Consider the following 12,118-nt stretch of genomic DNA (forward strand, 5'->3'; position numbering starts at 1 on the left):
TTTAGGATATAAATTAGATACCCAAAAAACGCCTTTTGAAATGGTTTTTAAAAAAGACACATTCAAATACATTATTTGTCCTTATTACCGCAATAAAATATGTATTTTAGATAATGATGAATGCAAGATATTAGCAACCTAGCCGAAATACCAGCCACTAAAAACAGACCAAAATGCAACATCATTAAAGTAAAAACAAACAATCCTATCATTTCAAATACTCTATCAATCATATTTTAAACCTTAAATCCGTTTTAAAAAGTCCTTTGCTATAATCTTTTTGCACCAAATCAAGAAAGGACTTATCAAAATGGATTTAAATTTTATAGCTACCTATCTTAATACACTTTGTGCTTTGGGGATATTTCTTTGCGGCTTTTTCATAGGCTTTATATCTTGTTACTATTTCATCAAATTCTTTAGCACTAGGGAAAGAATTGACACTTTCACTTGTAAAATAGGAGATGATGAAAATAGGTTTAATGCCGACATTAACGTCTTTGCTATCTTTAAAGGAACTAAACTTAAACAAGTTCGTTGTCCTTATGCGAAAAAACTTAAATGCACACCGAGTAATAAACCTTGTTTTATAAACAATTTTTAGCATTTTTTCTCCTTTCGCTTTCTCCCACGCTTAGGTATGTTTGTAAGATTACTACGAACATCCACCCAAAATTCATGCGGTATGCCGTAGAGTTTTTTAAACTCTATTTGTTTTTTAAAACTAGACCCCATTTTGTTTGTTCTAATCTTTTTAATAGCTTCATCTTTGTAATATTGATTGATAATTTTGTAAAAGTTTAAATAATTAATTTTCATATTTTATAAGCACCATTATTTTTTAAAAAAGTGTATTAAAAAAACACTTAAAATATATTTAAATTAATGTATTTTATATACTCTTATTTATTTATTTTTTATGATATAATGTGTATAAATAATACATAAATTTAAAATAAAAGGGTGCTGTTATGGTTAAAGGAGGCTTTAATTATCTACTTGTAAAAAATAGAATGAAAGAAAAAAAAATAACTAATCAAGATTTAGCAGATTACATTACTAGAAATAGTCCAAACGATAAAACCACAACTTTAGAGGCTGTTAAAACTTGGTTTAGAACAAACGATGCTACTAGAACATCGCCAGAACTTTTTAAACTTAAACTTATAGGCGATTTTTTAGATTTAAGTGCGGAAGATTTATTGTTAAATTTTTTTAAAAACGACAATCAAATCAATTTTAATTATTTCCCAGATATTTATGCAAGTGCAGGACTTGGAACTTCATCTCAAAGTGAAGAAGTGAAAATCGTTTCTGTTGATGAAAATTTTCTAAAAGAAATTTTAGATATACCCATAAAAAAGAGCTATGATATTATAAAAATAAATGGCGATAGTATGGAACCTATTTTATCTAATGGGGATTTTATTATTGTAGATAGAAGCAAAAATACCCTTACAACCATTTCAAATGCAGATATTGTTATTTTTAGAAAAGATGATGATTTGTTTTGTAAAAAAATCAAAAAAGAACCTTTTGATGATTATCTTTTTTTAGTTTCCGAAAATAAAAAATACGAAGACAAAAAAGTAGCCAACGCCGAATTCGAACAATGCCAAATACTAGGTGCAGTAGTATCAAAAATGACCATTGAAACCTTTAAAAATTTCATAGAAGTGGCGGGATGAAATTAGCTTTAAATACTTTTGAGATGTCTAACATTATAAGGGTTACTGATTATGGAGTTAGTTGTCCTTTAGAAGTAAGTATTAAGGATAATTCTAAATTTATATTAAAAACTAAATATAACAGTGTTTGCGGAACTGGAAAAAGCTTATTTGCTGAACTTTTTTGTTATTTATATTTACGACAAATAGGATTTGAGAATATTTCTAGTATTGCTTTGTTAAAAATAGATGATAATACCATAAAATTGGCAGACAACAAATAAAAAAATGGAACTCAAAGAGACAAAGAAGCATTAGAAAATATCAAAAATTCAAAAGGTTTGAATTTGGGAGTTTCATATATTTTCAATGCGAGTAAAATTTACCCATTAGAATTAACAAATAAGTTTAAAATTATACTTGTCTATATGATGGAATTTTAATGAATAGCGATAGAGATTTTAAAAATCCAAATATTTTAATTGATGATTATAAAAAAATATTTTTGATTGATTTTGGCTTAGCTTTTGATATATTAAAGGCTTTGGATCTAATTTTAAATAATGAGATTAACTCTAATCAATATTTTAATAAAAATATTTTTGATAACAACTATTTATTATTTGGTTATTTGGAAAATATCACAATCAATAAAAAGAAATTAAATTGTCAAGAAATTTTAGATATAATAAGCACTATACCATTAGAATGGCTAAGTTTGTCATCGGCAGAAAAACAAGCTTTAAGCAATATGATATATAAAAGACAAGGACGAAAAGCGATATATAGCTATGAAAATATTTAAATATAAAATGATAAAATATTTTCCTTACTCAGCCAGTGAAGAATTTATAAACATAGGTTTTTGGCTTTGGGATGAGAGTGGAAACAAAATACAACATTATATTAGCGATACGCATTTAAAAAAGTTATCTAGATGTCCTTTTAAATACTAATTTTATTAAAAATAGTATTGAAAGACTAAAATTAGAAACAAATGAAAAATATTGGTATGGTAATCATTTTAGGTTTAGCGAATTTGATACTATATTGTATGATACTTTAGAAAGTGCAAAAAAATTTTTATATTATGAAAAAATAGGAGAAAAATTTAAAAATTTTGAATCAAAAGAAAGAAATATAAGATACGAGGAAATAAAAAATAATGCTATTAATTTAATAGATACTGATTTTAAAAATGATTTAGAGCTAATATCTGAGCGTGGAGAATATAATTTTCATATTATCAATAAGCATTCTAAAAATGAAATATTTTCAAGACTTGGAAATATAGCAAACATAGATGATATAAAAGAAGCTTTTGCAAAAACTTTAGAATATGATATTATGCTTTTATATTTCTTACAATGCGAACAATTTACGCTTAGTAAAAAAACTCAAAAGGGTAGAGAAAATTTAGAAAAAGTGCATTTTAATTTTGAACCTTTTTATGATGAAGAAAACCAGAGCAGAACTTTAAAAGAAATGATTAAAGCAACAAGTTAGACAAAATGAAAACTCATAATCTTACCATTATTAGCAACTCTAGCCTTAGCTGATTATACACATTATAAGCGAAGATTGAAAGTTTATACAATTATAGTTTGTGTTGTTTAAATTAGTTTTTTAGCTTCTTTAATAAATTTCTTGCTTAAATAAGCTCATGCATCAAACAAGCCCTTCCATCTTAAAGCTTCATATGTATTTTATAAAGCCTTTTCTTATAATTAAGCTCATTTTACACTCCTTAATAAATCCTAATTTTATCCTTAAAAATTATACTAAAAATATTTTTTAAAAAAAAGTGTATATTTTTTACATTATTTAAGAAAAATATAAGTGTATTGATATTACACTTATATCAACAAAAAAAGGAGAAAAAAATGAGTTTTACAGATTTTTATTTTGATAGAGAAGAAAAAAGAAAAGAAGACTACGCTAGAGAATTAAAACAGCAAAAGTTCGAAACAAGAGAAAATTTTCAAAGCATTTTTAACGACTTGCAAGAGCTTAGAGGCACACTAGAACTAAGCCTTGAAGATGATGATGAGAGAAGAGTTTCTTTGGAAACTTACGGCGATGAATTTATAAACGACGCTTATGCTTTGCTAGAAAAAGTAAGAAAATTCGAAAAAAATACGAAAAGCTTTACTAAAAGTTTAACAAGTCCTTTAAAAAATGGCTTTCTTAAGCTTTTGACTGCTTGGAAATTAAGCTTAATTGCTAATGTTCTTTTCTTTGTTTTACTCTGTACTCACGAAGTGGGACGGGGGCTTTAGCAAAGCGGTTTTAAACGAATTTACTTCGATTAAACAATAGCAATAGCATAGCAGAAGGGTTAGCAAGTTATCCACAAACTTGGCTCGTGATTATTGTTTATAGTGCTATTTTTAAGGTTTTCTTGCACTTTAAAAACGACAGAAAATCAAGAGTTTAAGAAAAAGAAAGTATAATTATAAAGTTTAAGTGGCTAATTTCTCTTGGTGGGGAAGGAGCTGTTTTTGATGATAGAAAAGATTTTAAATATTATTTTCTTATTATTGAAAATAGTAAAAGAGCTGATTAAAATAATCAATCAACTCCATTAAAAAACCTACCAAATTATAAAATAGCCTTGCTTAGCCTATACTTAAACAATACTTACGCCAAGAGAGCAAGGCTCTTGGCTTTTCTTAAACTCCTTTAATGCTTAAATGGGGCAACCTTATAAACTAGTTTTTATCCGCAATTTATCCTTTTTTAAATACAAGTTGTCCCTTTTAAGCATTAATCTAAAAGGAGAAAAATTGAAAATCTATCATTCAAAAGAACAAATCATCATAAAACTAAGTAAAGATGAGTATCGAAAAGAAATAAAGCTAAATAAAGCCTTAAAAGCTGAAATTTATAGTCTTGAAAACGAAAAAATAGAGCTTTTAAAAGAGCTAAAAGAGCAATTAGAAACAAATATGAAAAATATAAAAGAGATTAATTCTTTGCAAAATAGAATTTATGAGCTTCTTTATGTAAAAGAAAGGTCAAAAATATGTTCTTAAATAGCAAAAAAGATGAAAAAATCAGACATTTAGAAAGAGAAATCCAAAGACTAAAAGACATTATAGCACTAAAAGACACTGCTATAAATGAAATTTCTTTAAAATTTGAAGAAGAAATCAAAATCAATGTAAAACTTAGCAATTTTCGCATAAAAATACTTGATGCTTTGGGGCTTATAGGTGTTTTAAAAAACGATGAATTAGCCATCAAAGAAACAAAAAGATTAAAGAATAAAGAATTAAATCTTTAATGTGAAATCCAAAAAGTAAAACACAATGCAAAGATTAGATTTTTGCCAGAGATAAAGAAATTTTAAAATTATTAAAAGGAGAATAAAAAATAAATTTAGAACTTTTTAGAAAAGATGAAAACAAAGAAATAAGCTTAACTTCTTTAGAGATAGCAGAGCTTACAGGAAAAGAACACAGAAATGTTACAAGAGATATGCGAACTTACTTAGAAAAAGTGGTTGAAGGGGGTGTTATCAAATTTGAGAATACCTACCAAAACCCGCAAAATAAGTAGTTTTACAAGTATTACCGCTTGCCAAAAAGAGAAGTGCTAATTTTAGTTAGTGGATATAGTGTGGAGCTAAGAACAAAGATAATTGATAGATTAGAATACTTAGAAAATGAGCTTAAAAAACAAAGTTATAAACCGCTTTTATTAAAAGAAAGTTTGCAAATGCAATTAGAACTTTTAGAAGAAAAAGAAAAACTAGAGCTTGAAAACACAAATTTAAAAAACGAAGCCAAAGAAAACGCACCGCTAATTCACTTTGCAAATCGCATAAAAGATACTAACGACGCTATTTTGTTAAGAGATTTCGCAAAAATCTTACACGAAAAAAACAAAATCGAAATCGGCGAAAAAAGACTTTTTGCTTTTTTAAGAGACAAGGGTTTTTTAATGAGCGATAACAAGCCTTATCAAAGATATGTCGAGCAAGGACTTTTTAAGGTAAGTGAAACAACTATCAGCACCATAAACGGCGATAAATTAGTAAGCACAACTAAAATCACAGGCAAAGGACAAATTAAAATATCCAATTTATTATCACAAAAGGATACTTATGCAGTATAAAATAATCAACTTAGAACAAGGTAGTCCTAAATGGTGTGATTTTAGAAAAGGAAAAATAGGGGCTTCAATGGTAGCTTCTTGCGTAGGGATAAGAGGGGCATTTCACACCAAAGAAAGAGCAAGAGATATTATCTTAGGACTTAGAGAAGTCTATCAAAATGAAGCTATGAGAAAAGGCAGCGAATACGAGCCTTTGATTAGGGCTAGAGTTGAGTTTTTGCACTCTGTAAGTATCACGCCCGTAGTCTTACAAAGCTTAGAAAATGAAATGTTTATAGCAAGTTTAGATGGCTTAGATGAAAACGGCATTATTTACGAGTTTAAATACTCACAAGATGAATATAACTTTGTGAAAAGAAATAAAAAGCCAAGCGAAAAATACTACGCCCAAGCACAATTTGGGCTTTATATCAGCGGTAAAGAAAAATGTATTTTTGTAGCTATGAATAAAGAAGAAGAGCTTATAGAATGTGAAGTTTTAAAAGACGAAGTTTATCAAAAATGGTTAGTTAAAAATGCAAAGCAATTTATATTAGATTATATCATAGACCAAAAGAGCGATTATAAAGAGCTTGAAGATACTAAAGCAAAAAATCTAACCCTTGAAATCATAAGGCTTGAAAACACCCTTAAACCCATCAAAGAAAAGCTAGAAAGTCTCAAAAAAGAACTCATAGCCTTAGCCGATGGCAAAAAGGCAAGATGTTTAGATGTTAAAATCTATCCGCAAAGTAGAACTACGATTGATTATGAAGGCTTTTTGAAATTCGCAAAGCTAGAAATTCCACAAGAATACAAAAAGCAGAGCGTAAGCTGGTGCGTTAAAGTATCATAAAGTGCTTTTTTGATAAAATTACAAGAACAAAAGAAAGGTTAAAATGATAGAAGACAATATCACTTACGCAAGGGGGCGTTTAGTTGAACTTAAAGATAAAAAAGATGAGTTAGAAAGACTTATCAAAGATAGCAAAAACCTAGCGATTAAAAATATACAAAATGATGATTTAAGCGGTGCTAGACTTTATATTGATAAACTAGAACTTTATTTTGATGAGCTTTTAAAGACAAACACAGATTTAAATTTAATTTGTAATAAATGGGAATTTAAATGAGTGAAAACATCGAGCTTTTTGAAACTTACACAGCTAAAACATTAGCAAAGCTTTATAGTTCTTTTCCAATTCCAAATGATTTTAACTTTTTTGATTTTATTCCAAAACTAGATTATGAAGAATTTTTAACTCATCAGCTAAACGCATATCACACGATAAATTATCTAAAAATTAATCATTTTTTAGATTTTGAAAGTATAGATATGGAAAATGGGAAAATTGAAAAAGCGATTTTAAAACCAAAAGCATTAGAACTTTTAAAACAAGATGGCTTAGGGGTGCAACTTAAAAAGGCTTTAAGCACAGGAAGGGAAGAGCTTATAAGAAGTATCGTAAATAAGGCGTTAGAAATGAGCCTTAAATTGATGTTTTAAATAAAGGATAATGAATGCAAAATCTTAAAGCTTTTAAATTTATTTCAAAACGAATTATAAAAACACTTTTAAACGATTTTCCAAATCAAAGCATACTTTTTTTAGATGATTTTAATCAAGATTGCAAAGACTATAAAATAGACTTTAGCTCTTGTATTTATTTTTTAAAAGAATGCAAAGTTTTAAAATACGAAAAAGAAAACAATGGCGATTTTTTAGGAGTTTTAATCACTCCTAAATCCTATTTATATTTTTCTAAAAATGATTTTACCAACATCGATGATTTAATCGAATTTTGTATGAGATAAAGGAGCAAATATGAAAAGTTATAAAATCACTTGTAAAAACTGCGATACGCAAATCATCGCAAGAGTTGAGCAAAGCATTCTTTTTTGTCCTGCTTGCCATACAAACTTTTTCAATTCTTACGATGAAGCACCTTTTAAAACTTTGCGTCAAAGTTTAAAAGCCTTTGATGATAAAAGCAGTATTTTAAAATTTGAGCTTATCACAGATGAAAAGGAGTAAAATGACAGCAGGGGAGATTAAGGATTTTTGTAAGGATACATTATGGCAGATGTGATTGAAAATGTAAATATAAGATTTACTATACAAAAAGATAATCCAATAGATATTAAAATTTTATCTAACGCACTATTGGCATTAAACAATTCTATAGATGAGTATATCTATATAACTCAAGGAACTAGCGGTATTAAAACAACTTTAAAATCAGTAGAAAAAGGAAGTGATGTTTTTAATCTTGTTATATGTGGTGCTCTTATGTTTGGAGAATTATTGCCAAATATAAATGCTTATTTTGAATTTTTTAACAATATTAAAAATATAGGCAAAAAAAGTGTAGATGAGATTAAAGAAGATAAAACATTAACTAAGAGTAATCTTGACAACTTAGAAAGCATTTTAGCCTTAGCAGAGCAAAAAGATTTAAATCTTAGTATTACTTATAATGATTATAAAGATTGTGTTATTGTTAATCAGGAGAACAAAGACGCTTATAAACAAGGTATAGCCACAGCAAAACAAATTAAAAATTATGAAGATAAGGAGCAAAAACACTTCCAAAATGTTTTAATAAGAATGAAAGAAGTTAAAGATAGCGAACGCATAGTAAAAGATAAGGCTATATGCGATGATATTATTCCCAATAAAGCAATAAGCACGGAAATAGTAGATAAAGAAGCAAAAGAGCTTATCAATAAAAATCCATTTGATAATTACTACTTAGTAGATTTATCAGTACATAAAATAGACGGCTTAGTTAAGCTTTATCGTATTAGTGCATTACATAGCATTATACCAAAAGATATAAAGGAGTAATATGGCAGAAGAGAAAGAAAACATCGTTAAAGAAGTTTGCAAAGAATTAAACATAACGCAAAAGGAGTTAAGTAGTGTTTTAGGGGTTGCACCAAACACGGCTACCCAATGGGCGACCCAAATTGAGCCACCGCAAATAGCAGTTAATTTTATGAAGCTTTTGATTGAGAATAAAAAGCAAAAAGAGCAATTGGAAAAATTTAAAAAAGCTTTTGATTTGATAGATGAAGCAAGAAAAGATTAGAAAGGAAAAATATTCCTTTCTATAAAACAAATTTATTTCAAGTATATTTTTTATAAAAATAATTTATTTTATAAATAAAATCACTTGACAAACATTTATAAAATGTATATAATTACTTCATAAAAATTCATAAAAAGAATTTTTTGTTCTTTAAAAGATGATTGTTGAATTAGTTTATTTATGCTATACTTCTAACTATGAAAGATTTGTTAAAAGAATTAGGCAAACTTTCCTTTGATTTCGCAAAAATTGTTTTTGCGTTGGGGATTATAACTCCTTTATTCAAAGATGGAAGTTACAATATTTTAAGTTTGGTATCAACGATAGCTCTTGTTGTGTTTGGTGCATACTTAACTTACAAAGGAGGCAAATAATGGAAAGCTTAGATTTAATGTATAAAATCATTATCGGTATTTGCGTTATAGGTTGTATAGCTTTGTATTTTTACAACCCAAAAAACACGAAAGAAAAACATAGTTAAATAAACTTATAATCAATCATCTTTTAAAATTTTTGAATTTTAGGAGATGATTATATGTTACAAAGTTTAAAAACTGCAGAAGTTGCAGTGTCTTACAAAGTTACGAGTGATACAATACGAAAGCACTTTGAAAATCACAAAGATGAGCTTATAGAAAACACTCATTTTTATTATGAAATCAATCCACAATTTAATACAAGAGTAATCAAATGGACTTTAGAAGGTGTTTATATGCTTGGCTTTTTTATCAAAAGCCCTAAAGCTAAAGAATACCGCAAAAAAGTAGCTAAGCTTTTAAGAGAACAAACACAAGCTAGATTTAAAACCCTAAGCGATGAAAATCTAAGGCTTAATTCTTTAAATCATCATCAAAAGATAGGTTACAAATCTCAACTTATTCAACAAAAGGAGCATTATGAGAACAAAATCAAAGCACTTAAATACGACTTAGAGCATAAAAAGGAATTAAGTTTTAAAAGAAAACTTAGCGAAAAAGAACTTTTAGAGCTTAGAAAATTTCTAGCAAAAGATTATCAAATTCTTTGCATAAAGGAATGGGAAATGAGTTTATTTGCTGAAAAAGTAGGAAAAGAAGCAGTCTTTGAAGCTGTTTTAAATAAGCTAGAAAAAAATCTACATTATTGGCAAAATTACGAAAAAAACGAAGAAAAATGGAAAAAGACATTAAGGAGATGAAATGGGAATTTTAAAAAGACTTGATGAAACTATCATTATCGAAGATGATAGAAAAAGCAAAAAAGAATTAGTCGAACACTGCATTTTAGAAGGTATTTCTTTAAATAATGCGAACCTAGAAAATCTAAATTTAAGCGGTTTGGATTTTGATAATGTGTTTATAAATGGTGCGAGTTTTAAAAATGCAAAGCTAGATGACATTTCAAGCAAGAATGCGTCTTTTATAGCTTGTGATTTTAGCGGAGCAAGTTTTAGTTTTTGCAATTTTTTAAGAACGGAATTTGAAGATTGTATTTTTGAAGGAGCAAATCTCAGGGACTGCATAGGGGATATGAAAAATATTTTTAGCGTAGCCATAGATAGCTACGTTATGAGCTTTACAAAGTCTATGATGAATTTTGGCTGTGAGAGTAAAACAATCAAAGAATGGCGTAATGTAAGCATTGATGATATAGAAGATGAAGAGCAAAAATGGCTTTGGGATTATTACAAGGATACTATTTTTGAAATTATAGATAAAAGATTAGGAGTTGAAAATGATTAGATTGGATATTGGAGATTATTACACAAGAAAAGAAGTTGCAAATCTTTTAAAGGTAAAAGAGCCTATAGTTCATAAATATGCTAAACAAGGTAAGTTTAAAGAGTTTAAGCAACATAGAAATTGCTCGGGATTGTATCCTAGACAAGATGTTGAAAATTTTATAAAAAAATATTTCGGACTTGTTGATTTAAATCAGCAATCTCATTAAGATAATCTCCCCACCACTGCATAAGGATAGCTTTTTCCTTTAAATTTAAAGCATGATTATATGCGGATTTAATCTTATTTTTTTCTACATGTGCTAAACACAATTCTATAATATCGCTACTCATTTGGTGTTTGTTTCTATTTTCATGGGCTAAGGTGCTAAACATAGCACGAAAACCATGCGGAGTAAAATCATCATTAGAGTAGCCCATTCTTCTAAACATAGATCTAATTGTGTTGTCGCTTATGATTTCACTTTTACTTCTTAAGCTGTAAAATAAATAACCAGTATTAATACCTATCTCTTTATATTTTTTAAGCATATATACACATTGAGAATTTAAAGGTATGGTGTGTGCTCTTTTCATCTTCATATCTTCTTGTGGTATATACCAAATACCATTATCTAAATCAATATCTTCCCATTTTGCACTTCTTATATTAAAGCTTCTTTGTGCGGTCAATAAAGAAAACATTGCTGCAATTTTTACACCAATATATCCCTTATAATCAATTATATTATCTACCAATGCTTTAATTTCTTTAGTTTCCAACAAAGTGGCATGATTTTTACTTGCTTTGTTTATAAGCAAGTCTTTTCTATTTAGATTTGACATGGGGTTGTTTTTAATATATTCTTTAATAACACCATGTCTAAAAATCTCATTTAAAAGAGTAAAGAACTTATCGGCACCTTCTCTTATGTTTTCTTTTCTAAATTTTTCAAAACTTTTTAAAATATCTTTGATTTGCAATTTATCTAATATAATTTCTCCATAAATTCCAAAGGCAAATCTTTGCAAATAACTCATATAGCTTTTATAGGTTTTATAGCTTAATTTAAGTTTTTTAAGTTTTTTCATATCAGCTTTTTAATATTGTTTCAAACATTATCATTTTCTGTTGAGTTGATTTTTAAGTTGTCTCTTTTTTCTTAGCATTAGCAAGGTCGAGAATGGGATGCACTCTTAAGTTATTGTTTTATATTTCGAGGTTTTGGGACATTTATATATTTATTGCTTGGATAAATATAAATAAGTAAATTGTTAAAATCAGCAATATTGTATTTATTTCTTTGGGTCAATAAAGATATTTTTAAGTATAATAAATTAAAAATAATCTAAAATAATTAAATAACTAAGAAGAACCTATTTTATAGATGATTAAAAAGAAGTAAAAAAACTAAAAAAGCGAAAATAAGAATAAATGGTGCGGTTAGCGAGATTTGAACTCGCACACGCGAAGCGCACCACCCCCTCAAGATGGCGTGTCTACCAATTCCACCATAACCGCATAAGAAAAAGCCCAAAAAAGGGCTTAAAATTTTAAGATT

Annotated in this window: 24 protein-coding genes and 1 tRNA gene; 21 read left to right on the top strand and 4 right to left on the bottom strand. The window is 27.8% G+C overall.

What is annotated here, in order from left to right:
• Nucleotides 1–316: 316 nt before the first annotated feature.
• Entirely contained in the window at nt 317–532 is a 216-nt protein-coding gene (locus ACLL8X_RS03470) for a hypothetical protein (RefSeq protein WP_411989551.1), read from the bottom strand.
• Nucleotides 533–600: 68 nt separating this feature from the next.
• Nucleotides 601–819: a hypothetical protein gene (locus ACLL8X_RS03475; protein WP_411989552.1), complete on the bottom strand. Its 219-nt coding sequence runs from the start codon at nt 817–819 to the stop codon at nt 601–603.
• A 152-nt stretch (nt 820–971) separates the two neighbouring features.
• Between ACLL8X_RS03475 and ACLL8X_RS03480 the strand changes: the two genes are divergently transcribed.
• The 21 genes from ACLL8X_RS03480 to ACLL8X_RS03575 all read left to right on the top strand — a co-directional run bounded on the left by ACLL8X_RS03480 (nt 972) and on the right by ACLL8X_RS03575 (nt 10,786).
• A complete protein-coding gene (locus ACLL8X_RS03480) occupies nt 972–1,688 on the top strand; it encodes a S24 family peptidase (protein WP_411989553.1) in 717 nt (238 codons plus the stop codon).
• Nucleotides 1,685–1,951 (top strand): hypothetical protein, encoded by a 267-nt coding sequence (locus tag ACLL8X_RS03485; protein ID WP_411989554.1) that lies wholly within the window; start codon nt 1,685–1,687, stop codon nt 1,949–1,951. Before ACLL8X_RS03480 ends, ACLL8X_RS03485 begins: the two co-directional genes overlap by 4 nt.
• Before the next feature lie 152 nt (nt 1,952–2,103).
• Entirely contained in the window at nt 2,104–2,472 is a 369-nt protein-coding gene (locus ACLL8X_RS03490) for a hypothetical protein (RefSeq protein WP_411989736.1), read from the top strand.
• Entirely contained in the window at nt 2,459–2,623 is a 165-nt protein-coding gene (locus ACLL8X_RS03495) for a hypothetical protein (protein WP_411989555.1), read from the top strand. Before ACLL8X_RS03490 ends, ACLL8X_RS03495 begins: the two co-directional genes overlap by 14 nt.
• 94 nt (nt 2,624–2,717) lie before the next feature.
• The gene (locus ACLL8X_RS03500) at nt 2,718–3,173 is read left to right on the top strand and encodes a hypothetical protein (protein ID WP_411989556.1); all 456 of its coding nucleotides are present in this window, start codon (nt 2,718–2,720) and stop codon (nt 3,171–3,173) included.
• Between the two features lie 377 nt (nt 3,174–3,550).
• Nucleotides 3,551–3,946, top strand: a complete 396-nt coding sequence (locus tag ACLL8X_RS03505; RefSeq protein WP_411989557.1) for a hypothetical protein — start codon at nt 3,551–3,553, stop codon at nt 3,944–3,946.
• A 507-nt stretch (nt 3,947–4,453) separates the two neighbouring features.
• On the top strand, nt 4,454–4,702 hold the full coding sequence (locus ACLL8X_RS03510; protein WP_411989558.1) for a hypothetical protein: 249 nt from the start codon (nt 4,454–4,456) through the stop codon (nt 4,700–4,702).
• The gene (locus tag ACLL8X_RS03515; protein WP_411989559.1) at nt 4,693–4,953 is read left to right on the top strand and encodes a hypothetical protein; all 261 of its coding nucleotides are present in this window, start codon (nt 4,693–4,695) and stop codon (nt 4,951–4,953) included. Before ACLL8X_RS03510 ends, ACLL8X_RS03515 begins: the two co-directional genes overlap by 10 nt.
• A 149-nt stretch (nt 4,954–5,102) precedes the next feature.
• Nucleotides 5,103–5,228, top strand: coding sequence for a hypothetical protein (locus ACLL8X_RS03520; RefSeq protein WP_411989737.1), 126 nt, complete (start codon nt 5,103–5,105; stop codon nt 5,226–5,228).
• A 33-nt stretch (nt 5,229–5,261) separates the two neighbouring features.
• Nucleotides 5,262–5,786 carry a phage antirepressor KilAC domain-containing protein gene (locus tag ACLL8X_RS03525; RefSeq protein WP_411989560.1) on the top strand — a complete coding sequence of 175 codons (525 nt, stop codon included), beginning with the start codon at nt 5,262–5,264 and terminating at the stop codon, nt 5,784–5,786.
• Nucleotides 5,776–6,621 (top strand): YqaJ viral recombinase family protein, encoded by an 846-nt coding sequence (locus ACLL8X_RS03530; protein WP_411989561.1) that lies wholly within the window; start codon nt 5,776–5,778, stop codon nt 6,619–6,621. The genes ACLL8X_RS03525 and ACLL8X_RS03530 overlap by 11 nt, the downstream gene beginning before the upstream one ends.
• Before the next feature lie 43 nt (nt 6,622–6,664).
• Nucleotides 6,665–6,898: a hypothetical protein gene (locus ACLL8X_RS03535; protein WP_411989562.1), complete on the top strand. Its 234-nt coding sequence runs from the start codon at nt 6,665–6,667 to the stop codon at nt 6,896–6,898.
• Nucleotides 6,895–7,272: a hypothetical protein gene (locus ACLL8X_RS03540; RefSeq protein ID WP_411989563.1), complete on the top strand. Its 378-nt coding sequence runs from the start codon at nt 6,895–6,897 to the stop codon at nt 7,270–7,272. Before ACLL8X_RS03535 ends, ACLL8X_RS03540 begins: the two co-directional genes overlap by 4 nt.
• Before the next feature lie 14 nt (nt 7,273–7,286).
• Entirely contained in the window at nt 7,287–7,580 is a 294-nt protein-coding gene (locus tag ACLL8X_RS03545; RefSeq protein WP_411989564.1) for a hypothetical protein, read from the top strand.
• 10 nt (nt 7,581–7,590) lie between these two features.
• Entirely contained in the window at nt 7,591–7,800 is a 210-nt protein-coding gene (locus tag ACLL8X_RS03550; RefSeq protein WP_411989565.1) for a hypothetical protein, read from the top strand.
• A 42-nt stretch (nt 7,801–7,842) separates the two neighbouring features.
• A complete protein-coding gene (locus ACLL8X_RS03555) occupies nt 7,843–8,613 on the top strand; it encodes a hypothetical protein (RefSeq protein ID WP_411989566.1) in 771 nt (256 codons plus the stop codon).
• Between the two features lies 1 nt (nt 8,614).
• Complete coding sequence (locus ACLL8X_RS03560) at nt 8,615–8,857, top strand: XRE family transcriptional regulator (protein WP_411989567.1); 243 nt, start codon at nt 8,615–8,617, stop codon at nt 8,855–8,857.
• 197 nt (nt 8,858–9,054) lie between these two features.
• Nucleotides 9,055–9,231, top strand: coding sequence for a DUF6722 family protein (locus ACLL8X_RS09345; protein ID WP_489671747.1), 177 nt, complete (start codon nt 9,055–9,057; stop codon nt 9,229–9,231).
• A gap of 161 nt (nt 9,232–9,392) precedes the next feature.
• A complete protein-coding gene (locus ACLL8X_RS03565; protein ID WP_411989568.1) occupies nt 9,393–10,034 on the top strand; it encodes a hypothetical protein in 642 nt (213 codons plus the stop codon).
• Nucleotide 10,035: 1 nt separating this feature from the next.
• Nucleotides 10,036–10,578, top strand: a complete 543-nt coding sequence (locus ACLL8X_RS03570; protein ID WP_411989569.1) for a pentapeptide repeat-containing protein — start codon at nt 10,036–10,038, stop codon at nt 10,576–10,578.
• Entirely contained in the window at nt 10,571–10,786 is a 216-nt protein-coding gene (locus ACLL8X_RS03575; RefSeq protein ID WP_411989570.1) for a helix-turn-helix domain-containing protein, read from the top strand. The genes ACLL8X_RS03570 and ACLL8X_RS03575 overlap by 8 nt, the downstream gene beginning before the upstream one ends.
• Here the strand turns inward: ACLL8X_RS03575 and ACLL8X_RS03580 are convergent.
• Nucleotides 10,737–11,648: a tyrosine-type recombinase/integrase gene (locus tag ACLL8X_RS03580; protein ID WP_411989571.1), complete on the bottom strand. Its 912-nt coding sequence runs from the start codon at nt 11,646–11,648 to the stop codon at nt 10,737–10,739. The genes ACLL8X_RS03575 and ACLL8X_RS03580 overlap by 50 nt on opposite strands.
• Before the next feature lie 344 nt (nt 11,649–11,992).
• A tRNA-Leu gene (locus ACLL8X_RS03585) sits at nt 11,993–12,078 on the bottom strand.
• Nucleotides 12,079–12,118 lie beyond the last annotated feature (40 nt).

This window comes from Campylobacter parajejuni (genome assembly GCF_046764905.1).
Classification (GTDB): domain Bacteria; phylum Campylobacterota; class Campylobacteria; order Campylobacterales; family Campylobacteraceae; genus Campylobacter_D.